Annotated in this window: 22 protein-coding genes and 1 tRNA gene; 17 read left to right on the top strand and 6 right to left on the bottom strand. The window is 50.2% G+C overall.

Annotated features, from left to right (window positions below; translation table 11 throughout):
• Positions 1 to 5: 5 nt before the first annotated feature.
• Both coaE and MKY59_RS09220 read left to right on the top strand, forming a co-directional pair.
• The gene (gene coaE, locus MKY59_RS09215; protein WP_339277195.1) at positions 6 to 602 is read left to right on the top strand and encodes a dephospho-CoA kinase; all 597 of its coding nucleotides are present in this window, start codon (positions 6 to 8) and stop codon (positions 600 to 602) included.
• The gene (locus MKY59_RS09220) at positions 599 to 1,162 is read left to right on the top strand and encodes a lytic transglycosylase domain-containing protein (protein WP_339277197.1); all 564 of its coding nucleotides are present in this window, start codon (positions 599 to 601) and stop codon (positions 1,160 to 1,162) included. Before coaE ends, MKY59_RS09220 begins: the two co-directional genes overlap by 4 nt.
• 99 nt (positions 1,163 to 1,261) lie before the next feature.
• Here the strand turns inward: MKY59_RS09220 and MKY59_RS09225 are convergent, their stop codons facing one another.
• Positions 1,262 to 1,480 carry an alpha/beta-type small acid-soluble spore protein gene (locus tag MKY59_RS09225; protein WP_236421213.1) on the bottom strand — a complete coding sequence of 73 codons (219 nt, stop codon included), beginning with the start codon at positions 1,478 to 1,480 and terminating at the stop codon, positions 1,262 to 1,264.
• A 113-nt stretch (positions 1,481 to 1,593) separates the two neighbouring features.
• On the opposite strand from MKY59_RS09225, the gene nrdR reads away from it, so the two are divergent.
• Complete coding sequence (gene nrdR / locus MKY59_RS09230) at positions 1,594 to 2,061, top strand: transcriptional regulator NrdR (protein ID WP_236421214.1); 468 nt, start codon at positions 1,594 to 1,596, stop codon at positions 2,059 to 2,061.
• A gap of 213 nt (positions 2,062 to 2,274) precedes the next feature.
• Positions 2,275 to 2,347 (top strand) — tRNA-Ala (locus MKY59_RS09235).
• A 296-nt stretch (positions 2,348 to 2,643) separates the two neighbouring features.
• Here MKY59_RS09235 and MKY59_RS09240 read toward each other — a convergent pair.
• Positions 2,644 to 3,120: a hypothetical protein gene (locus MKY59_RS09240; RefSeq protein WP_339277200.1), complete on the bottom strand. Its 477-nt coding sequence runs from the start codon at positions 3,118 to 3,120 to the stop codon at positions 2,644 to 2,646.
• Positions 3,121 to 3,332: 212 nt separating this feature from the next.
• Positions 3,333 to 3,743, bottom strand: coding sequence for a hypothetical protein (locus MKY59_RS09245; protein WP_339277202.1), 411 nt, complete (start codon positions 3,741 to 3,743; stop codon positions 3,333 to 3,335).
• 499 nt (positions 3,744 to 4,242) lie between these two features.
• Between MKY59_RS09245 and MKY59_RS09250 the strand changes: the two genes are divergently transcribed.
• From MKY59_RS09250 to MKY59_RS09270, 5 genes are all read left to right on the top strand, one after another.
• Positions 4,243 to 4,962, top strand: a complete 720-nt coding sequence (locus MKY59_RS09250) for an SDR family NAD(P)-dependent oxidoreductase (protein WP_339277203.1) — start codon at positions 4,243 to 4,245, stop codon at positions 4,960 to 4,962.
• A gap of 260 nt (positions 4,963 to 5,222) precedes the next feature.
• Complete coding sequence (locus MKY59_RS09255) at positions 5,223 to 6,875, top strand: AraC family transcriptional regulator (RefSeq protein ID WP_339277205.1); 1,653 nt, start codon at positions 5,223 to 5,225, stop codon at positions 6,873 to 6,875.
• 114 nt (positions 6,876 to 6,989) lie between these two features.
• Complete coding sequence (locus tag MKY59_RS09260) at positions 6,990 to 7,952, top strand: iron-hydroxamate ABC transporter substrate-binding protein (RefSeq protein WP_339277207.1); 963 nt, start codon at positions 6,990 to 6,992, stop codon at positions 7,950 to 7,952.
• A gap of 11 nt (positions 7,953 to 7,963) precedes the next feature.
• Positions 7,964 to 8,974: an iron ABC transporter permease gene (locus MKY59_RS09265; protein ID WP_339277209.1), complete on the top strand. Its 1,011-nt coding sequence runs from the start codon at positions 7,964 to 7,966 to the stop codon at positions 8,972 to 8,974.
• Positions 8,971 to 9,981: an iron ABC transporter permease gene (locus MKY59_RS09270; protein WP_339277210.1), complete on the top strand. Its 1,011-nt coding sequence runs from the start codon at positions 8,971 to 8,973 to the stop codon at positions 9,979 to 9,981. The genes MKY59_RS09265 and MKY59_RS09270 overlap by 4 nt, the downstream gene beginning before the upstream one ends.
• Positions 9,982 to 10,119: 138 nt before the next feature.
• Here MKY59_RS09270 and MKY59_RS09275 read toward each other — a convergent pair whose 3' ends face one another.
• The 3 genes from MKY59_RS09275 to MKY59_RS09285 are packed head-to-tail and all read right to left on the bottom strand — an operon-like array spanning position 10,120 to position 11,553.
• Positions 10,120 to 10,413, bottom strand: a complete 294-nt coding sequence (locus MKY59_RS09275; protein ID WP_339277211.1) for a putative quinol monooxygenase — start codon at positions 10,411 to 10,413, stop codon at positions 10,120 to 10,122.
• Between the two features lie 43 nt (positions 10,414 to 10,456).
• Positions 10,457 to 11,107, bottom strand: a complete 651-nt coding sequence (locus MKY59_RS09280; protein ID WP_236418441.1) for a nitroreductase family protein — start codon at positions 11,105 to 11,107, stop codon at positions 10,457 to 10,459.
• A 26-nt stretch (positions 11,108 to 11,133) separates the two neighbouring features.
• A complete protein-coding gene (locus MKY59_RS09285; RefSeq protein ID WP_236418431.1) occupies positions 11,134 to 11,553 on the bottom strand; it encodes a MarR family transcriptional regulator in 420 nt (139 codons plus the stop codon).
• Between the two features lie 385 nt (positions 11,554 to 11,938).
• On the opposite strand from MKY59_RS09285, the gene MKY59_RS09290 reads away from it, so the two are divergent.
• From MKY59_RS09290 to MKY59_RS09325, 8 genes are all read left to right on the top strand, one after another.
• Positions 11,939 to 12,460, top strand: a complete 522-nt coding sequence (locus MKY59_RS09290; RefSeq protein WP_339277212.1) for a TetR/AcrR family transcriptional regulator — start codon at positions 11,939 to 11,941, stop codon at positions 12,458 to 12,460.
• A 117-nt stretch (positions 12,461 to 12,577) separates the two neighbouring features.
• Positions 12,578 to 13,534, top strand: coding sequence for an SDR family NAD(P)-dependent oxidoreductase (locus MKY59_RS09295; protein ID WP_339277213.1), 957 nt, complete (start codon positions 12,578 to 12,580; stop codon positions 13,532 to 13,534).
• 339 nt (positions 13,535 to 13,873) lie between these two features.
• Entirely contained in the window at positions 13,874 to 15,298 is a 1,425-nt protein-coding gene (locus tag MKY59_RS09300; protein ID WP_339277214.1) for an NAD(P)/FAD-dependent oxidoreductase, read from the top strand.
• A 216-nt stretch (positions 15,299 to 15,514) separates the two neighbouring features.
• Positions 15,515 to 15,988, top strand: a complete 474-nt coding sequence (locus MKY59_RS09305; RefSeq protein ID WP_339277215.1) for a hypothetical protein — start codon at positions 15,515 to 15,517, stop codon at positions 15,986 to 15,988.
• Between the two features lie 252 nt (positions 15,989 to 16,240).
• A complete protein-coding gene (locus MKY59_RS09310; RefSeq protein WP_236418414.1) occupies positions 16,241 to 16,987 on the top strand; it encodes a DeoR/GlpR family DNA-binding transcription regulator in 747 nt (248 codons plus the stop codon).
• Positions 16,988 to 16,989: 2 nt separating this feature from the next.
• A complete protein-coding gene (pfkB, locus tag MKY59_RS09315) occupies positions 16,990 to 17,907 on the top strand; it encodes a 1-phosphofructokinase (RefSeq protein WP_339277217.1) in 918 nt (305 codons plus the stop codon).
• Between the two features lie 80 nt (positions 17,908 to 17,987).
• On the top strand, positions 17,988 to 19,955 hold the full coding sequence (locus tag MKY59_RS09320) for a fructose-specific PTS transporter subunit EIIC (protein ID WP_339277219.1): 1,968 nt from the start codon (positions 17,988 to 17,990) through the stop codon (positions 19,953 to 19,955).
• 236 nt (positions 19,956 to 20,191) lie between these two features.
• Positions 20,192 to 20,986 carry a methyltransferase domain-containing protein gene (locus MKY59_RS09325; protein WP_339277221.1) on the top strand — a complete coding sequence of 265 codons (795 nt, stop codon included), beginning with the start codon at positions 20,192 to 20,194 and terminating at the stop codon, positions 20,984 to 20,986.
• The last annotated feature ends 49 nt before the right edge of the window (positions 20,987 to 21,035 follow it).

The raw sequence follows: 21,035 nt of genomic DNA on the forward strand, positions 1-21,035 counted from the left end.
AAACGATGAATATGGGCTTAACCGGCGGGATCGCAACCGGAAAAAGCAGTGTTTCCGCCTTTCTTGCAAGCAAGGGGGCGTTGATCATTGACGCAGACGTGATTGCCCGGGAAGTTATGCTGCCCGGGCATCCGGTTTTGGCTGCCACCGTGCAGCGGTTTGGACAAGCCATATTGCATGAAGACGGTACGTTGGATCGCAAAAAACTGGGCAGCATCGTCTTCGGGAACCCCGAAGAGCGAAAAGCGCTGGAAGCGATCACGCACCCGGCAATCCGTCAGGAGATGCGGGAGCGTGCCGTCGCATATCGGACAGAATATCCGGACAAGCTTGTGGTATCGGATATTCCTTTATTGTACGAATCGGGATTGGAGAATGGGTTTGACGAAGTTATGGTTGTATATGTCCCCCGTTCCGTGCAAAAGGAAAGACTGATGATTCGGGATGGATTGACGTCAGAGCAGGCTGATGCACGCCTTGGGGCGCAAATGGATATCGAACTGAAAAAGCGGCGCGCAGATATCGTCATTGACAATAGCGGTTCATGGACGGAGACGGAAAAGCAGTTGGCAGCGTTTTGGCATCGTAAGGGTCTGTCATGAAGCTGCTGCGCAAAAAGAGAGTGCTGCTGCTGCTGTTTGTGTCATTTGTGCTCGTGTTGTTCCTGAATACGAACTGGATGGCATGGTTTTATCCGATCCAATACAAAAACGAAATTCGGGCGCAATCGCAGAGTTATGAAGTGGACCCGTTTCTGATCGCTTCGATTATCCGGGTGGAAACGAATTTCAAAACAAGCAAGGAATCCAGAAAAGGCGCCATCGGTTTGATGCAGCTCATGCCCGATACGGCGAACTGGATCATGGAACAGGCCAAAATTCCGCATACCTCGCTGGACGAGCTGAAGCATGAGCCGGACAGGAACATCCAGCTGGGAACGTGGTACTTGAAAAATTTGTCCGAGCAATTCGATGGCAATCCCATCGCGATGATCGCTGCATATAACGCAGGTCCGGGCAAGGTCAACGAGTGGCTTAAGAACGGCGTATGGGACGGAACGTTGGAGTCGATCAAGGATATTCCTTTTGGAGAAACCCGGCACTATGTACAACGCGTTATTTATTATTATAATCAATATGTAGATATCTATGATACGTTCTAAAAGAGACAGAATCCGGATGAAAAGAGCAAGAAAAACAGAGTGGCCGGCATGCTGCCGACCACTCCGTGCTCCTCTGTATTACGTATTCCCGAACGGATATTAGTATTGACCTGCCAATTGCTGTTCTGCAATTGTTACCAGACGCTTCGTGATGTAACCACCGATCGAACCGTTCTCGTAAGAAGTCATGTTACCTTGGTATCCGTCCTGTGGGATGCTAATTCCGAGTTCTTGAGCAACTTCGTATTTCATTTGCTCGAGAGCTGCGGAAGCTCTAGTTACCACCAGATTATTGGAGTTACCATTGCTTTGGGCCATTGCTGTTCACCTCCTCGCGGTTGGTAAAAGTATTATGTGTCCAAGCTTCGATTTTCATTACGAATGTCTATAGGGAATTTGTTCCAAAAGAAAAACATGGGAAGTGATCTGATTTGAAATGTCCTTATTGCGGCTACTTGGGCACTAAAGTACTGGACTCAAGGCCGGCGAACGAATCCAAGTCGATTCGGCGCCGCCGCGAATGCGAGCAGTGCAGCCGAAGGTTTACTACGTTTGAAATGGTGGAGGAGACTCCGCTCATCGTGATTAAGAAGGACGGAAGCCGGGAGGAATTCAGCCGGGACAAAATTTTGCGCGGTTTGATCCGTGCCTGCGAGAAACGTCCGGTTTCCGTCGAAACGTTGGAAATGATGGTTTCCGAAGTGGAGAAATCGCTGCGCAATACGGCGGACGCCGAAGTGGAAAGCCGCCAGATCGGCGAATTGCTGATGGAACAGCTGTTTCCTGTGGACGAGGTGGCCTACGTTCGATTCGCCTCGGTGTATCGCCAGTTCAAAGACATCAACATGTTCATGAAAGAACTGAAATCGCTGCTGTCCAACGAGGACATGGAAGATTGAAGGCTTAAAGTGAAGGGTTGAGGGAGAAGAGCAGTCCAGAGTTATCGTTACACGTTGTGCATAAAGGTTGTTCTTCTCCGATCACTTTAGGGTTAGGTATGGATTGAAATGAATTAATTTTTAAAAAGATGTTGACAACATGGGCTGAATTTTATATGATATAGAAGTCGCCTGAAGCAAACGATATGGCGATGAGGAATAAATACATATCCTGGGGCCTTAGCTCAGCTGGGAGAGCGCATCGCTGGCAGCGATGAGGTCAGGGGTTCGATCCCCCTAGGCTCCATACATATTGAACTGTTGAAACCCTTTGTATATAAGGGTTTTTCTTTTTTTCTGTGATATTAAAATGAGTCATTCTACATTTTTTCTCAGTTGGGGACAGGTTGTGTTTAACTTGCAATTGTGATTTGCATCACGGTTCAATTTTTCAATTGCGTGTGTATACAATATTTCTCGTAGAATCAACCTTTGATTGAGTAAATGAGTATTTTATGTCTGTAGTACGTTGAATAGTGGTGGGCCAATGTCTGTGATTCGAATTTATAGTAGGTAAATAGGAAGGAAAATTCTTCTCCGGTGCTATTTTGGTTCTATGATAAATCGTTGCCAAGAACCAAGACATGGAAAATAGCCTCGTAAGTAGTTTTGACTACTCATATCAACACCAATATAGTGTTGTTGAACTGGTGAAAAGATGACATTCCAGCTAGTTCCATCTAATGTTTCAGTATGAAGTGTGAATTCTTCAGTTGGACCAGCGCCTGCTTCGCTTGCTGTCAACCACCCATACTTTATTGAAACATAACGTTGCATGCTAGGTGAGTACAAATTGAAGAGTCTGCTGTCATTTCCTCCTAATTGTCGCATTTCAAATTCTGCCAATCCATCGGAGTTGGGTTGAAATGCAATAAGTTTGTTGACATTGTTTGCGCCTGGCTCTGCAATGACGTATTGATTTGTTTCACTGAAAAGTATCGACACTTTCCCGTTAATTGGTAAGTCCATTGGTTCTTGCCGATATCCAAAACGAATCCAGTAACGTTGATGGTAATACATTGTAAAAAACCTCCTGAAGCGTATTTTTTACACACTGTATGTATCAGCGCTTGCCTAGGTTCGGGATACTTAATTGTATAAGTCAGGTTCGCCCTCCTAGGCTCCATACCAAAAGAACCCGCTAAACACAAGGATTTCCGAGTGTTTGGCGGGTTTTTGCTATGTAGAAATTTGTTTGATTTCATGGTCGTGGTCATACACTAACCATTTTTTTATTCTGTTATATTTATTTCTTTGGCAAAAGATGTTGGAGGAATCGTATCCAGATGCTCTTTATCAGCAACAAAATTGATTTTCGCCCCGATCTTCAGGGCATTAAAATCATCTTTTCCCGGTGAGATGTTTTTTAGATCCAGCCATTCTAAGTTATATTTATTCGCCTTTAAAATCTCTTGGACGGTCTGACCCGTAATTTCTTCTAGGTTTGACTGTAACTCGGGATTTTTTGTGTCCAACGCAAGAAGAATTTTCTTTTGTCCCTTTGACTCCTGTTTTGCAAGAACAATAGCCTCAGATGTCTTCAGTGCATCTTGCGGTTCTTTTGATTGGTTAGCATGATCACCTTTGCCACTGCAACCTGTAACCATAAGAACCAAAATGAAAACAGACCATATCGATTTCATTTCCCTTTCTCTCCTTCCCCAAAGGTACTTATTACATAAACTGAAAAACATCCACACGTTAACGGAGAGGCAGAACCAATCTGAAGAAGCGTAGCGTTCGCTTAAAAGCTTTCTGAAAGAAAGCTGCATCGGAAGCATAGTCTGTTCACCGGATTTTTCCCTTCAAAAAGGGGATTCGAAAAATCTGGGAATAACAGCGATTGGAAGATGGTACTGCGCTCGCAGTGGTCTAGTGTGATTGATTATTGCGCTTTATTAGACGGTTAAAGGGATACGAAGGTTGCACTCAAACGAAAAGGAGAGTGGTTAAACCAACAACGTGTAGTAAGGTGCAAGCGACACCCCGGGGCCAGGAAGATACGTTAAGCCATCCCTTCCCAAAGATCGTTTCAGTTATCGCAACAACGGTAACGAGGAACGATCTTTCTTTGTACGGAAAATCCATCTGGTTATAATAGATTAGAAATCGACCATATCACTTTCAAAAAAGGAGAAATAAATGAAAAATTATATCATTTTTGGCGCCAGCAAGGGATTGGGGGATGCATTCGTCAAAGGGCTGCCGGAGCAGGGGGATCAAGTATGGATCGTGTCCCGGAGCAAGCCGGGCAGCTTGGCACTGAACGATGGCGTCAAACGGACATGGATCGAAGCGGATCTGGCGCGGCCGGATGCAGCACGGAAAATAACGGATGCTTTGGCATCTGAACCGATCGATGTTCTGATATATAACGTGGGCATTTGGGAGAAGGCAGGATTCGAGGAGCATTACGACTTCGAGAAGGATGACCCGGCAGACATCGCCAACATCGTTCATGTGAATATCACCTCGACCATCACTGCCATTCAGGCGTTATTGCCGAACGTTCGCATGTCGGGGGCGGGAAAAATTATTCTGATCGGATCTACCGCCGGATTGGAGCATACGAACAATGCACAAGTATCGTTTGTGGCCTCCAAATTCGGACTGCGCGGCATCGCCAATGCTCTAAGAGAACATGTTCGCAAAGATGGCATTGCGGTAACCTGCATCAATCCGGGAGAATTGGCTGCCGCAGTCCCTTATGAGGAAGGGGCGGACAAAGCGATTGCCCTGTATGGGGGAACCCGTATTCCGGTTCAGGACATCGTATCCATCGTTAAATGTATTGTCAGTCTCTCCAGCGCAGCTTGTGTTAAGGAAATCCATGTTCCGGCGATCACGGATTTGAATGCATGACGGACTGAAGTTACGCGATCCGCGCCAAAGACATCAACTTAAACACGCTCCCCGCAGCGTGTTTTTTGCCATTCAATCCGTTAGCTCATATCCTGCGCCGAAGCCGCAAAGCGAAAATGATGTATTCGTCCCAAGGTTCGAGTGATAAAATAGATTACGGCTCCGCCAAACGGGATATTCCCGCTCGGGCAGCGCCAAATGAACGGACTAATCCTTAAATCATACACTGACTGTCATTAACGATACGGAGGAAACCCTCAATGAAAAACTCTGAGTGGTCGGGATCATACTTTCCCAATTTTGTGATGGAAGGCATTCAATCCCTATACTTCACTTCCAATCGGCCGCTCCATACCATTCATGAACATGTTCCCGTGCTGCTGGCGGTAAACAGCGGCGCGAGTTCGCTGCAACGGGAACAAGAAACCTATGAATTGTCGCAGGGCACGTCTGTTTTGCTTCCGCCAGGCGCCAAGGCGGTCGTGACGGCCGGGTCTGGACAGCCACTGCACATATATATGCTGACGATTAGCACGCAAGCCCAGGCACGTACGACCCATGAGGGCTCGATGAGCCGGGTGAGCATGATTGGTTCAGCCAAAAACGTGGAGTATTTCATCGACGCACCGGCGATTGCGGCCCTGCTGGAAGAACTGTTTATACATCGCTTGCCCGAAAGCGAGACCCGGCATATGCGCAATCAGATCGTATTTCACCAGGTCTTGCTAGCATTGCTGGAACGTATGGAAAGCGGGGATTCTTTTTCCGATCTGCCCTCGATGGAACGAAGCTTGGCCTATATGGAAGGCCATTTTAACGAAAAAATTACGACAGAGCTTTTGTCCGAGATGGCCGGGGTCAGCCGTTCGCATTACTCCATTTTGTTCAAGCAGATGACCGGATTCTCTCCGAACGAATATTTATCCAAGCTGCGCGTGCATCGGGCCAAAGAATTGATCATTGGCAGCACGTTATCCCTAAGGGACATTGCGTTAAAGGTAGGCTACAAGGACGAATTCTATCTCAGCCGCCGTTTCAAACACCAGACGGGAGAAAGTCCCTCATCCTATAGTCGATCCCGAAACGTTCAACGGTCTGCAGTATGGTTTGCGCCATATGCAAGCCACCTGTTTTTGCTTGGCGTGGAGCCATCCATCGTTATTTCGGAAAGCAGCGAATACGTAAGGGCAGATGGTCTGCTGACTCCGCAAAGCGTGCGATTTATTCATATGGACACCCCTCCCGAGCAAATAAAAGCTGCTTTGCAGGAGGAAAACGTCGATTTGATCATTGCTGCAAAGCAACATCTGCAGGAGACCGGTTTGACTGCCGAGCAATTGAGATCGGTCGCCCCGATCATTGAGGTTCCATGGATGGAACTCGGGTGGAAAGAACATTTGCGTATGATTGCCCACGCGATTCGAAAGAGCGAAATAGCAGAGCGTTGGTTAGCCGATTTCGAACAACAAGAACGACGGGCAAGGGAGACGGTGCAGGAGCAGAAGGTGGTTGATGAAACCGTAACCATTGTCGTCATCAAACCGGAAAGGTTGCAAATTTACGGGGCAAGGAATGCAGGTTATGTCCTGTACCATTCGTTGGGATTGCAGCCTTCGGCAAAGATTGCCCAGGAAATAGAACATTTCGGGGATGAGTTTCATTCCGTTTCCATCGCACGATCCGAACTGAAGGAGTACGAAGGAAATTGGTTTCTGGTTATGGTGTTCCCGGATGAGAAGGGGGCTACCGCCCATGCCGAGCGGATTTTTGCCTCCGAGGAATGGCAAGGTCTGAGCGCGGTTAAACAGAATCGGGTGCATGTGTTGGATCAAGAGGAATGGATTCCGTATAATCCCGTTTCTGTTCGTCTTCAGCTTGAACGGGCGCTCAAGCTTTGGGCGGGGAATCAATAATGCAAGTCATTTTGCAAACAAAAAGGCATGGTTAGCTTCATTCGCCATGCCTATAATTAGCTATGTTAATGAGAATGATTTTCATGTTCAAACAAAAAGGGGAGAGAGTCATCCATGAAAAAGAGTTTTGCGCCTGTATTACTTGCCTTGATGATGCTGCTTGCGGCATGCGGAAACAACGGCAGCGAGGATGCCCAAGCAGGCTCCAGCACAACGGAGGCGGCAACTTCGTCCGCGTCCACCGATTCGGCCAAGTCGGGAGACACCTTTGTATACGAGTCCGAGAATGGACCTGTGGACGTTCCTACACATCCGCAGCGTGTAATCGTGCTGACGCGTTTTTTGACGGGAAATGTGATGCAGCTTGGCGTTCCGCTGGTGGGCGTGGACGAAATGTCCAAGGAAAACCCGAACTTCAAGGAAAAGCTGGCTGATGCCGAAGCGGTGACGGACGAAAGCTTGGAGAAAATCATCGAACTGAATCCCGACCTGATCATCGGCCAGTCGGATATCAAAAACGTGGACAAGTTGAAACAAATCGCTCCCACCGTAACCTACACTTACGGCAAGCTGAATTTTCTGGAACAGCAGCTGGAAATCGGAAAACTGTTGAACAAGGAAACCGAAGCTCAAGCCTGGGTGGACGATTTTGATGCACGCAGCAAAAAAATCGGAGAAGAAATCAAGGCCAAAATCGGTGCGGATGCCACCGTATCCGTCATCGAAACCTTCAATAAACAGCTGTACGTGTACGGCGAGAACTTTGGACGGGGGACCGAGCTGCTGTACGGGCAGTTTGGTCTGGCAATGCCTGAAAAAGTGAAAGAAGCAACCAAAACGGACGGATTTTTCGCTGTATCGACCGAAGTGCTGAAGGACTACATGGGCGACTACGTGATTTTCAGTAAAAACACGGACGAAGACAACACTTTCCAGACCACGGAAACCTACAAAAACGTGCCGGCCGTGCAAAACAACCGGGTGTTTGAGGCCGATGCCAAAACGTTTTATTTCAACGATCCGCTCAGCCTGGAGTATCAGCTTGAATTCTTTGAAAAACAATTCCTGGGCAAGTAACTTGAACCGCCATGAAAAATAAACATGTTTCGAACCGCTTTTGGATCAAGCTGGCGGGCAGCGTGGTCGTGCTCGTTCTATGCTTTGTCCTTGCCATGAAGTACGGGGCGGAGCAGGCGGACTTTCGCAGCATATGGCTGGCCTTCACTGCAGCGGAGCCGGATGATCATGTCATGATTTTGCGCGAGATCAGGCTGCCGCGGGAAATCGCGGCCATGCTGATCGGGGCGGCGCTCGCCGTATCCGGTGCGATCATGCAGGGAGTGACGAGGAATCCACTCGCCGATCCGGGGCTGCTCGGCCTGACGTCAGGCTCCAATCTGGCGCTGGCCATCGCTTTTGTTTTTGTGCCGTCGCTCGGAACCTTTGGCATTATGGCCGCATGTTTCGTCGGAGCCGCCTTTGGCGCAGCCATCGTTGTCGTGCTCGGAGCCTTTGGACGAGGCAGGCTTTCACCGCTCCGCGTCGTCCTGGCGGGAGCTGCCGTATCTTCATTTATGTATGCCATTGCGGATGGGGTGACCCTCTATTTCAAAATATCCAAAGACGTATCCATGTGGGCTGCCGGCGGATTGATCGGTACGACGATGCAGCAGGTGCAGACGATCGGTCCGGTCATCCTGATCGGCCTGTTCCTGGTCCCTTTTCTGGCACATCAAATGAATGTTCTCAGCCTGAGCGACGATGTCGCAACCGGTTTGGGTCAGAAGCTTGTTTTCGTCAAATTGATGCTGTTCCTTTTGGTTATCATCCTCACCGGCGCTTCGGTGGCCCTGATTGGCAATATGGTTTTTGTAGGGCTAATGATTCCGCATATTGTACGCAAGGTGGTCGGCACGGATTATCGGCACATATTGCCGCTATCCATCTTTGCCGGAGCAGCGTTCATGCTGCTGGCCGAAACGTTGGGACGCACGATCAACGCGCCGTACGAAACACCGGTTGTTGCGATTGCCTCCATGCTGGGACTGCCGTTTTTTCTGTTTGTGGTGTGGCGTAAAGGAGGGAAAGCATTCTCATGATGATGTCTGCCCGCCTTCGCAAGCAGCGGCTGATCTTGATCGCATGTTTGCTGCTGATTGCATTAACCATCGTCATCGGCATGAGCTGGGGGTATTCTTCTTTGTCAGTCAAACGGCTGCTGCCCGTCCTTGTAGGACAAGGAACATTCAAGGAAGATTTCATCCTGTTTTCCGTGCGCTTGCCTCGAATCTTGATTACCGTTCTGGCAGGCATGCTGCTTGCGCTCTCGGGGTCCATCCTGCAGAGCGTCACGCGCAACGACCTTGCCGACCCGGGCATTATCGGGATCAATTCGGGTGCCGGGATTGCCGTAGCGGTCTTTTTTCTGTATGCACCCCTTGAACCAGGCTCATTGGCCTATATGCTGCCACTCGCTGCATTGCTGGGTTCGCTGGTTACCGCTGCACTGATCTATCTTTTTTCATACAGCCGTACGCGAGGACTCGATCCCATCCGCATGGTGTTGGTCGGCGTCGGGTTCTCGATGGCGCTCTCCGGTGTGATGATCGTAATCATTTCTGCGGCGGAGCGCACCAAAGTGGATTTTATCGCCAAATGGATCTCGGGCAGCATCTGGGGAACGGACTGGCCGTTTATATGGGCTTTGCTGCCTTGGCTGCTGGTGCTGCTTCCGATTGCGCTGCTTCGTGCAGGGCGGCTGGATTTGCTTGCTTTGAATGAAGAAACCGCAATCGGTTTGGGCGTGCGCATGGAAAAGGAAAGATTGGTGTTGGTGCTGGTCGCCGTAGCCGCTGCCGCCTCGGCGGTATCGGTTACGGGCGGCATCGCTTTTGTCGGCCTGATGGCCCCTCATATTGCCAAAGCGTTGGTTGGACCGCGAAGTTCCTTATTTATTCCGGTCGCCGTTTTGCTCGGTGGATGGCTGCTGCTTGTCGCGGACACCATTGGGCGCAATCTCGTCGATCCCGACGGCATCGCGGCCGGCATTATGGTTTCCTTGATCGGCGTGCCTTACTTTGTCTATCTGTTGTTGAAAAAGTCCTGATCGGGGCAAAGCGCAATGGGAGGTACTAAGCGAAGACACCGTGGATGGACAGGACAGCAAAAGCTGGACAACCCAAAAAAGATCGGTTTGGATCACGTCTGTGTGACCCGAAACCGATCTTTTTTTTGCTCACGGAGATTAGTTTACTTTCTCTCCAGCGAACACTTCCACGTTCATTGGCGCTGCCATGAAAGCAGCGGCTTGCTGCACGAAACCTTGGAAATGCGCGCTTGCGTTATGTGCTTGAGTAGCAGCTTCGTCTTTCCATTGCTCGACCATGATGTATTGGTGTTCTTGCTCGGTGTGTTTAACCAGCGTGTAGGAGATGTTGCCTTCCTCCTGGCGGGTTGCGGCAACCAGCTCCTTGGCGGCAGCGAGGAAAGCTTGCTCTTGATCGGGTTTAACGGACAGATGTGCGTGAATGATAATCATAATGACAACCTCCAGCGTTTTTTTTGTGAAAAGCAGGGGACGATTATGCCCAAGTCGTAATGGTGTCCACAGGCAAGCGGTAAGAAGGATGCCCTTCTTTGGCCGATTTGCCCATCGAAATCAGCATGACCGGTTGGAAGCGGTCTTTGTCCAGGCCGAACGCTTCCGCGATCTGGTCCTTCTCATAACCGCCAATCGGATTGGTGTCGTATCCATGAGCGCGCGCTACGAGCATCAGCTGCATCGAAACGAGTCCGGAGTCAATCAGGTTCACGTCGCGCAGATCGGACGCAGCCATGTTCGCATAATATGGTTTCACTTTTTGCACCTGCATATCCGCGATGTCTTTCGGCATGTATCCGAGTTCCACCGCTTTGCCAAAGATTTCATCCATGTGCTCGATATTGTTGGCATCATAGAATACGGCGATGACCGCCGAGGACGTCAGCACTTGCGTCTGGTTGAAGCGAGCGAGCGGCGCCAGTTTTTCTTTGCCTTCCGCACTGTCGATGACAAGAAAACGCCAAGGCTGCAGATTGATGGATGAAGGTGCCCGGGAAGCTTCTGCCAAAATCTCCGTCATTTCCTCCCGGCTGATTTTTACTTCGGGATCATACGCTTTGACGGAACGCCGTCCCAGCACAATTTCATTAAAATCGTTGGTTTTATGAAATTTGCCTGTCGTTGTGCTCATATTCGTTTCTCTCCTCTGTCTACGGTTTATAAATTGTTCTGCATGCGTTCAAGATACCCCGCCAGGTTATGGATCTCTTCCTCGCTGAAACCTTCAAGGATTTGGCGGATCAGGATATCCTTTTCCGCCTTATAGCCATCGATCCGGTGGCGCCCCTCATCGGTGAGGGAAACGAACGTTTCGCGGTTATCGTCCGGATTTTTGCGCCGGCTGACCATGCCGTCCAGCTCCAGTTGTTTCAGATGGCGGGTAATGGCCGCCCCGTCGATATCGACGTTTTTTTGCAGCGCGGATTGATTGATCTCGTCGACCAAGTTCAACTGGCACAAAATTTCGAAGCGGGATGAGCTAATGCCCGTGCAGCGCTCGAACTTGGGACTGATCTTGTTGCCCAGCCCGTTCAGCAGCGTCAGAATCAGTTCTTCTTTGGAAACGATACGTGTCATGTCTGGACCTCCCGGGTAAATCTCATCCATGGACAAGGGCGTATGTTAACAAATTAATGGTAAAGTGCCACATACAGGGCCATTGCATAATGATGAACAGGGCCATCATCGTTGAGCGCTCAAAATTTGAGGCATCAATGATTGACGGCTCAATCAATATAGCATGGTTCATTTGTTTTTGCAACCAACCTCCAGATGAGACGAAATCAAAGGCCGATATGAAAAGGGACCTCCTCAGTTATTCTATCCGGAGTCTAGGACATTATTATTTCGTTTTTTTCTTTTATTGAGAAGGGTATGGGCCGGAGTATTTTGCAATGGGAGCGGTGATCCGCTATACTTCTGGTTATTGATTCATTCATAACCTATGTGGAGGTGCATTAAAATGGCAAAAGACGGAGCGGCATCGGTCAACCGCCGGAACGAAATTATTTCTGCAGCCATCGAGGTGTTTGCCGAAATCGGATATTACCGGGCCACGACCGCGCTGGTCGCCGAAAAGGCCAGAATCTCGCAGCCGTACGTTTTTCGTTTTTTCAAAACGAAGGAGGCATTGCTGCTCAGTGCGCTGGAAGTATCCTGGACGCGGATCATCGATTCTTTTCGTGCGGTGGTGGAGACGGCATCGGCAGAGGCGCTTGAACACGAACTGATCGAGGCATACGAACGAATTCTGGAAACGCATAAAAATGAAATCCTGCTCCAGATGCAGGCGCAGACGATGCGGGAGGAAGAGATACGGCATGCGATGCAAAAAGCATTAGGCGAGGTACGCAATATGGTGCTGAATGCTTTCACCCAGGCCGGATATGCAAACCCCAAATACAGAACGCTGACCTTTTTGGCGATCGGCATGCTGTGCAACATTTCTTCGGCGTTGGATATGCCTGAACTTAAGGAACGTTAAAGGGACGAAATGCCCTTTTTTTGATTTAGTTATTGATCAATCACTAATTATGCGTTATGATATGGTCATCAGATAAGTAATTGATCAATAACACATCAGAAGGAAGGATGAAAGAAGATGAAAAAAGCGCTGGTTATCGGAGCTACGGGAGGAACGGGAGCAGCAATTACGGAGGAGCTGGTGAAACGAGGTGTAGAGACGATCGTGTTTGGCCGTTCGCGGCAAAAGTTGGAGCAGCTGGTCCACCGTTTGGGGAATCCGGCACATGTTCGCATCCAAACCGGTGATGCCTTCCGCAGCGAGGATATTGTGGCTGCTTCGGGCGGAGCCGATGTTATGTTCCATTGCGCCAATGTCCCTTATCACGAGATGGAAAGCAGGTTGATTCCGCTCGGCGAATCCGTCATGCGGGCAGCAGGGCAGCTTGGCATCAAGGTTGTTGTCATGGACGGCATCTATCCTTACGGGAAAAGTCAGATGGATGAGGTCACCGAAGAGCATCCCAAACGGCCGCATACGCGAAAAGGGAAAACCCGGCTGGCTTATGAGCAGATGTTATTCAGCTACTCTTGGGCGAGAGAACGTCTCATGATTGTGCGCCTGCCCGATTATTATGGCCCGACCGCCAATGAAGCTTCTTACTTGGGTTCCACGCTGGATGCAATCGCGAAGGGGAGAATGGCATTTTTTATCGGAAACATGAGCATTCCCCGCGAATATGTATATTTGCCGGATGCGGCGGCGATGGTGGTGGAACTGGCTAGCAAGGAAGACACGTACGGTGAGAACTGGAACATTCCCGGATCGGGAACGATCTCAGGCAAAGACATCGTGCGCATTGCTCAGCAAGCGGCAGGCGTGAAAAAACCGGTGCTGGCATTGGGGAAAATCGGGTTGTCGCTGCTCGGGCTGGGTGTGCCGGTGATGAAAGAAATTGTAGAAATGCTCTATTTGACAACGGAACCTCTGCGATTAAGCCGAAAAAAATACGAAACAAGGATCGGACCGATCGTATCCACTGCCTTTGAAGAAGGGATTGCGGCAACGGTAAGAGAGATCAGAAGATCGTTGTAACTTTCTAAGTTATTGATCAATCACTAAATTCGTTTGAAGCGTTTAGGAAATAGTCATGATCTTTTGGTTATTCCAGTGCTTCTCAGGTTGGATGCAGACATAAAATCGCTCTTTCCGCCCTTTCGTTTCGATCAACAAGCATGATAGCTATTTTTAGTTTCAATGACAATTAACCTTCCATATACTTCAAATATACCATTCGAGCTTCTATAATAACGCTAATCTATGGATGGGAAATGCAAAAGAACGGTTTATTACCGAATGAACATAACTTATATATAACTCGTTAAGTTATGTTTTTCCTTTGTTGCCATGCTTGTTTGGAAAGGGTGATTAATCATGAGCCTGGAAGCATTGAATGAACGCGTCAAAACTGACCTTGCCTATTTGGCATATGGAGGAAAGGATTGGCTGCAGCCCAAGCAGCACCCCAATGGGCATGTTTATGATGTCATCATTGTCGGCGGAGGACAAAGCGGCCTTGGGGCAGCGTTTGGGCTGTTGAAAGAAAGGATATCCAACATTCTGGTCATTGACGAAAACGAGGCTGGCAGCGAGGGGCCTTGGGAATCCTATGCCCGTATGGTCACTTTGCGTACGCCCAAACACCTGACGTCGATTGATCTCGGCATTCCATCCTTGACGTTTAGGGCCTGGTGGGAAGCCCAGGCTGGACGTGACGGTTGGGACGGCATGGACAAAATTCCGCGCGGAGCCTGGATGAATTATTTGCGCTGGTATCGGCGAGTGCTGAATCTTCCCGTCCTGAACGAAGTGAAGCTGAGGTTGATCGAACCGCTCCCGGACGGAATTCACCAGCTTCACGTGGAAGGTGCCGGCGCGGACGCCAAGGTGCTGCTTGCCCGAAAAGTCGTGTTGGCCACAGGCATTCAGGGCGGCGGGGGATGGCATGTGCCGCCAATGATTGCAGACAGTCTGCCGAAGGAACGGTATGCGCATACGTCCGAGGCGATCGATTTCGAACGGTTGCGCGGAAAACGGATTGCGATCCTTGGCGGGGGAGCATCCGCCTTCGACAATGCCGCCCATGCGCTTGCGGCAGGCGTGACCGAAGCTCATGTTTTCGTGCGCCGGGAGCAGCTGCCCCGCATCAACCCGATTCGGCAGATGGAGCAATCCGGCATGATCGAACGATTCCACGCATTGTCCGTCCCTGACAAGTATGCGGTGATCGCTCATTTTCTCCAATATAATCAGCCGCCGACGAACGATACATTCAACCGGGCTGCCGCGTGGCCGGGATTCGAACTGCATCTGGGGGCGCCTTGGTTAAGTGTGGCGGAGACTGGAAAAGAGGCTATCGTAACGACATCAAAGGGAACGCTTGCGTTCGATTTTCTGATCATCAGCACCGGATTGCTCAGCGATCCCGGATTACGTCCGGAGCTTCAGCTTGTGGAGCGTCATATTGCCCGTTGGGCGGACCGATACGACGCGCCCGAAGGCATACGCAACGCCCTGCTTGACGCACATCCTTATCTAAGCCCAGGCTTCGCGATGACAAGCAGGGATGAAGAAGGGGAGGCGCTGCTGTACGGACTGTTTGTTTTCAATTATTCGGCACTTGCAAGCTGCGGTCTCTCTGCATCGGCAATATCAGGCACCCGCAGCGCCATTCCGAAGTTGGTGGCGGCGGTGGCCGACCAATTGTTTTTGGATGAGCGGGAGTCCATCCTGGAACGGTATTACGGTTATGAGGAGAAAGAGTTCACCGCGACCTGGGGAGAAAGCATCAACGTATGATGATAAAGGGAGCCATGCTCCGATATGCGAACCGTGCAGCATTCTAATGCTGTGCGGTTTGTTTTTTTGGGGGAACGGATCCGGATTGCAGGGATTTTCCTGTGCTGGCCTGTTAGAAGACGTTTTTCTTTGGCGGGACGGTTACGTCGAAACTGTTTTTGTTGTAAAATGTCGAATGTAGGATGTTGAAGGCAGGTGTAAGGAAGTATGAAAGAGATGAGCTATGAACAATTCAGGGCTCACTTGAAAAAGGCATCACGTCAGCGAGATGTACCCATCATTAAAATCATTGCTTTTCAGGAAAAGTATATGAAGCTGGAAGAAGTGCAGTTTTTCGACGTAGAACAAAATTACATGAGTGTACAGGCTTGCAACACCCTGTGGATGAACCTGGAAAACAAATCGTTCCGCAATCTGGTGTCGCAAAAGCTCCAATTGTATAAGGATATGGAGAACCTTGGCCGGCAATCGTTTGAAAATTTGCTTCGGGAATTGTACGATACGGCGGTCCCGCTACTGATCGAGTATGACCCAAATGAGTATTATACGTCAGCACAGTTGGCCGACATTCTGAGCGTTGACGAAACCAAGCTGATTGAAAAACTGGAGATGGGGCGCTTCAAGGGCGCATTCATCAACGAAGAAGGCCAATGGCTCAAACCCAAACCAAGACGTGAGAAGAACCGTTAGCGAAATCTCGCGGATGACGACGAAATGACGGAAGCGGATCCTGCAGCGTTGTGCTTTGCACAGCGTTTGCGGGATTTTTGCCGTTGAAGGGTTTTGAATGAAATAGGCCGCTTGAACGTGTAAAATAAGGATATTGTGTGTACAAATTCGTCAAACCGTGCAGGATGATGAATGTTTTTAGATTATTTTGAAAGAAAATGATTGTTTTTTGCGGATTATATGATACTATAGAAAGCAGTTGGAGGAATGGCTATGTTAACAGAAGAGAGACATGCTGCAATTATAGAGCGCTTACATCAACGGGGTATCGTAAAGCTTCAGGAGCTTGTTGAGGTGCTTGGCGCCTCGGAATCCACGATAAGACGAGACTTGATCGACTTGGAGAACCGACAGGTACTCAAACGGATCCATGGGGGAGCTTCATTGATGAACGAGAAAGCGCTGGAACCCGGCATGGAAGAGAAAACATCCAAAAACATTCAACAGAAAATGATGATTGCCCGTTTGGCGGCGCAAGAGATCAAAAATGGCGAATGCATTTATCTAGATGCGGGAACCACTACATTAGCGATCATTCCGTTCATTGAAGCCACAGACGTCACGGTAGTTACCAATGGTTTGTCTCATGTCGAAGCATTGGTGGGCAAGCGGATCCGCAGCTATCTGCTTGGCGGCATGATGAAAATGCATACCAAAGCCGTCATTGGAAGCATCGCATTGCAAAATATGGACCATTTCCGATTTGACAAATGCTTCCTTGGGACCAACGGGGTGGATCCAGAGATGGGATACACAACGCCCGACCCGGAAGAAGCGATGGTCAAAAGACGTGCCCACCAATTGTCAGGCAAATCGTACGTGCTTGCGGATTCCAGCAAAATCGGAGAGATCACTTTTGCCAAATTGTTTGATTTGGAGGAAGCCGACCTCATTACCGAGCAGATGCCGGAGCATTGGCGGAACGCAATCGCGCAGAAAACTAAAATAATTGAGGGATAACCATGATATATACCGTAACGCTAAACCCTTCCATCGACTACATCGTGGAAGTGCACGATATCCAGCTTGGAGGACTGAATCGCATGAACCGGGATCTCAAGCTCCCGGGAGGCAAAGGCATTAACGTATCGCGTATTTTGAACCAGTTGGGCGCGGAGAATACGGCGATCGGATTCCTGGGCGGATTCACGGGACGTTTCATCAACGATAAACTCCGGGAAGACCGGATCCGGACCGATTTCGTGACCATTGCGGACGATACGCGGATCAACATCAAACTGAAGCACGGAGAAGAGACGGAAATCAACGGTTTGGGCCCGGCGATCACGACCGAAGAAGCCGATCGTTTGGTAAGCAAATTGTCCGCCCTTCATCAAGGAGACATCGTCATCCTCTCCGGCAGCATTCCGCCATCGCTCGGCAACGATTTTTACGAAAAACTCATTGCGGTATGTCGGCAAAAGGGTGCGGAGTTCGTGATCGACACGACCGGGCCGGCCCTGATGGATGCGCTCAAGTATCAGCCTCTGCTGGTGAAGCCGAACCACCACGAGCTTGCCGAACTGTTCGGCGTCAACATCGAAACGCGTGAGGAACTGGTCGTTTATGGACGCAAATTGCTCGCAGCGGGTGCTCAGCATGTGTTGATCTCGATGGCCGGGGAAGGCGCTTTGCTGATTACCGAAACGGATGTTTTTCATGCCACAGTTCCGAAGGGGACGGTGAAAAACTCGGTAGGTGCAGGGGATTCCATGATCGGCGGATTCGTAGGTACATGGGTGCTGAACGGGAATTTGCAGGAAGCATTTCGAACGGGCGTCGCTTCGGGAAGTGCAACCGCCTTCTCCGATGATCTGGCCGAACGTGCATATATTGAGGAGTTGCGTAATCAGGTAGGCATAACGCAATTGCAGCCGTAACGACCTGGGTATGAAATGAAAAGTGAATGACGACCGGTCCGCAAGTGTCGGGCCGGAAGCGATTTAGGGGAGTGTAACCAATGAGAATAACAGACCTGATGATCCAGGAAGCGATGATCATGGACCTGCAAGCCACAACCAAGGATGAAGTCATTGACGAGCTGATCTCCAGCCTGAGCAGAACGGGACGCATCAACGATCCGGTACTGTTCAAAGACATGATCTACAAACGGGAAGCCGAATCCAGCACGGGCATCGGTAACGGAATCGCGATGCCGCATGCCAAAACAAGCGCGGTCAACGAACCTACCGTAGTATTTGCCAAGAGTCGAAAAGGGCTGGATTTCGAAGCGCTGGATGACCAGCCAGCACATGTATTTTTTATGATTGCTGCGCCTGAAGGTGCCGGAAACACCCATTTGCGCACACTTGCGGCTCTTTCCAGGCTGTTGATTGATAACGATTTCATCGCTCAACTGATGAACACGGATTCCCCGGCTGAGGTCAGCGCGCTGTTTGACGCGAAGCAGGAGGAAGCCGAGAAGAAGGAAGCGGCGAAGCAAAAGGCAAAGGCCGATAAAGAGGCCAAAGCGGCAGCGGAGGCAGCTGTTCAGTCCAAGCCTGCCGGAATCATTGAGGGCAACCCGTCCTCGGAAGATTTCGTCGTTGCGGTTACCGCTTGCCCGACAGGCATTGCGCATACATTCATGGCGGAAGATGCGCTCAAGAAAAAAGCACAGGAAATGGGCATCAACATCCGGGTCGAAACCAACGGCTCCGAAGGCGCACAAAATGTGCTTACACCGGAAGAGATCGCACGGGCCAAAGGCGTCATCATCGCAGCCGACAAAAAGGTCGACATGGATCGTTTCGACGGCAAACCTCTGCTGCAGCGCCCGGTCAGCGACGGCATTCGTAAGACAGAAGAACTGATCAGCAAAGCGGTGAAGGGCGATGCCCCGATCTATCGCAGTCAAGGTGCAGGTAAGGCCGGTTCCGATGAAGGCGCTGCCGAGAAAATGAGCGTGGGCAGCAAAATTTACAAAGATTTGATGAACGGGATTTCGCACATGCTGCCATTCGTCGTCGGCGGGGGCATATTGCTGGCTTTGTCTTTCCTGATCGAACAGGTAGCAAGCCCGGATAATCCGCTCTTCCAATTACTGCAGACGATCGGCGGAGGAGAGGGTGCATTCCACTTCCTGATTCCTGTATTGGCCGGATTTATCGCAATGAGCATCGGCGATCGCCCGGCATTGATGCCAGGTATGGTCGGCGGTCTGATGGCGGTCAACTCCAATGCCGGTTTCCTTGGCGGGTTAGCTGCCGGTTTCCTGGCTGGTTACGTCGTTGTTGGTTTGCGCAAAGCTCTTAAAGGATTGCCGAAAGCAATCGATGGCTTGAAGCCGATCCTGCTGTATCCTGTGCTTGGACTCTTGATCGTAGGTGCAATCAGTTATTACATTTTTGATCCGATCTTCGGCTCCATCAACACATGGATGGTGGATGCCCTGCAAAACATGGGTACAGGAAATGCCGTACTGCTGGGCATCCTGCTGGGCGGCATGATGGCGATCGATATGGGCGGTCCGTTCAACAAAGCGGCATATACGTTTGCCATCGGCGTGTTCACATCAAGCGGCAATACGGATGGTGCCTGGATGGCAGCCGTTATGGCTGGCGGTATGGTTCCGCCGATTGCGATCGCGCTGTCCACGACATTCTTTAAATCGAAGTACACGGACCAAGAGCGCAAATCCGGTTTGACCAACTATGTGCTGGGCTTGTCCTTCATTACCGAAGGTGCGATCCCGTTTGCGGCAGCAGATCCGCTGCGCGTCCTGACATCCTGCATTATCGGTTCCGCCTTAGCTGGCGGCTTGACGCAGCTTTGGAGCATTAACGTGCCTGCTCCGCACGGGGGTATCTTCGTAGCCGCATTGGCGAACCATGCACTGTTGTTCCTGCTTGCCGTAGCCATCGGCTCGGTCATCTCCGGCCTGATTTTGGGCGTATGGAAGAAAAGACCAACGGCAGTGAAATCATAAACGTTCGAAATGTTGTGCTGCACACTGCATTTCGGGACACTTCCACACTTTGTTTCCGCAACATTCAAAAAAGCATCGCCCGAGTGGGTCATCACTGGGGTGATGCTTTTTTGTATTGTCCTATTGTTCGGGAAGCTTGACCTATGATAAGCTGAGGGTATACCGATAAATGAAACATAGTTTTATCTGGTGAAACATAATGAGTCGGGCTATATCAAACTAAAGGAGGACGCGAAATGAGTGATGAGATCAAGAGTCGTGTTCGCAAACAATTTGGCGAGAATGCACACAAGTATGTAACCAGTGCAGGACACGCCAAAGGGCAGGATCTGGCCTGGTTGGTTGAGGCGGCGGGAGCCGAACCGGGAATGAACGCCTTGGACGTAGCCACTGGCGGAGGGCATGTAGCCAATGCGCTGGCTCCTCTCGTCAGCAGGGTGACGGCGCTGGACATGACGGAAGATATGCTGCAAGCAGCCGGGCAGTTCATCCGGGGCAACGGCCACTCCAACGTGGATTTTGTCCCAGGGGATGCGGAAAAGCTGCCTTTTCCGAATGAATCGTTCGATCTGGTGACATGCCGGATTGCCGCGCATCATTTCCCGCATGTTCGTGATTTCGTCGCGGAGGCCTACCGGGTAACTCGGACTGGAGGAAGATTGCTGCTTATTGATAATGTGGTTCCGGAATCGGGGGAAGCGGATCGCTTCTATAATGAAATCGAGTGCCGGCGGGACCCTAGCCATGTTCGGGCATGGCGCAAGACGGAGTGGATTTCGATGCTCGAATCCGCCGGGTTTCGTGTGGAGACGATGGAGGTTTTCCGGAAAAACTTCGTTTTCACCGAATGGTGCGAACGGATGGCGCTTCCCCGCGCTGAACAGATCAAGCTGGAAGAAACGATGCTGGCAGCACCGGACCATCTTCAACGGACGTTTCGGTTTCAAAGCCGGGAGGATGGTACATTGTTTGGGTTCGAAGGCGAGAGCATGGGCATTCGGGTTGTGAAGGAGCAAACTTCACTCCCTTAACGCTGAATAAGCAAGCCGGGTTGCGGTTGCCTCGGCTTGCCTATTCGAT

Origin of the sequence: Paenibacillus sp. FSL W8-0426, assembly GCF_037969725.1 — a bacterium.
Classification (GTDB): Bacteria; Bacillota; Bacilli; order Paenibacillales; family Paenibacillaceae; genus Paenibacillus; species Paenibacillus hubeiensis.

Bases quoted from the DNA above. Each gene is read 5' to 3' on its own strand.
- MKY59_RS09265 (WP_339277209.1), top strand. From the start codon at position 7,964: ATGAAAAATAAACATGTTTCGAACCGCTTTTGGATCAAGCTGGCGGGC.
- MKY59_RS09285 (WP_236418431.1), bottom strand. From the start codon at position 11,553: ATGACACGTATCGTTTCCAAAGAAGAACTGATTCTGACGCTGCTGAAC.
- MKY59_RS09305 (WP_339277215.1), top strand. From the start codon at position 15,515: ATGAGCTATGAACAATTCAGGGCTCACTTGAAAAAGGCATCACGTCAG.
- MKY59_RS09270 (WP_339277210.1), top strand. From the start codon at position 8,971: ATGATGATGTCTGCCCGCCTTCGCAAGCAGCGGCTGATCTTGATCGCA.
- MKY59_RS09245 (WP_339277202.1), bottom strand. From the start codon at position 3,743: ATGAAATCGATATGGTCTGTTTTCATTTTGGTTCTTATGGTTACAGGT.
- MKY59_RS09250 (WP_339277203.1), top strand. From the start codon at position 4,243: ATGAAAAATTATATCATTTTTGGCGCCAGCAAGGGATTGGGGGATGCA.
- MKY59_RS09320 (WP_339277219.1), top strand. From the start codon at position 17,988: ATGAGAATAACAGACCTGATGATCCAGGAAGCGATGATCATGGACCTG.
- MKY59_RS09325 (WP_339277221.1), top strand. From the start codon at position 20,192: ATGAGTGATGAGATCAAGAGTCGTGTTCGCAAACAATTTGGCGAGAAT.
- MKY59_RS09290 (WP_339277212.1), top strand. From the start codon at position 11,939: ATGGCAAAAGACGGAGCGGCATCGGTCAACCGCCGGAACGAAATTATT.
- MKY59_RS09295 (WP_339277213.1), top strand. From the start codon at position 12,578: ATGAAAAAAGCGCTGGTTATCGGAGCTACGGGAGGAACGGGAGCAGCA.
- MKY59_RS09260 (WP_339277207.1), top strand. From the start codon at position 6,990: ATGAAAAAGAGTTTTGCGCCTGTATTACTTGCCTTGATGATGCTGCTT.
- coaE (WP_339277195.1), top strand. From the start codon at position 6: ATGAATATGGGCTTAACCGGCGGGATCGCAACCGGAAAAAGCAGTGTT.
- MKY59_RS09225 (WP_236421213.1), bottom strand. From the start codon at position 1,480: ATGGCCCAAAGCAATGGTAACTCCAATAATCTGGTGGTAACTAGAGCT.
- MKY59_RS09220 (WP_339277197.1), top strand. From the start codon at position 599: ATGAAGCTGCTGCGCAAAAAGAGAGTGCTGCTGCTGCTGTTTGTGTCA.
- MKY59_RS09255 (WP_339277205.1), top strand. From the start codon at position 5,223: ATGAAAAACTCTGAGTGGTCGGGATCATACTTTCCCAATTTTGTGATG.
- MKY59_RS09310 (WP_236418414.1), top strand. From the start codon at position 16,241: ATGTTAACAGAAGAGAGACATGCTGCAATTATAGAGCGCTTACATCAA.
- MKY59_RS09280 (WP_236418441.1), bottom strand. From the start codon at position 11,107: ATGAGCACAACGACAGGCAAATTTCATAAAACCAACGATTTTAATGAA.
- pfkB (WP_339277217.1), top strand. From the start codon at position 16,990: ATGATATATACCGTAACGCTAAACCCTTCCATCGACTACATCGTGGAA.
- MKY59_RS09300 (WP_339277214.1), top strand. From the start codon at position 13,874: ATGAGCCTGGAAGCATTGAATGAACGCGTCAAAACTGACCTTGCCTAT.
- MKY59_RS09275 (WP_339277211.1), bottom strand. From the start codon at position 10,413: ATGATTATCATTCACGCACATCTGTCCGTTAAACCCGATCAAGAGCAA.
- MKY59_RS09240 (WP_339277200.1), bottom strand. From the start codon at position 3,120: ATGTATTACCATCAACGTTACTGGATTCGTTTTGGATATCGGCAAGAA.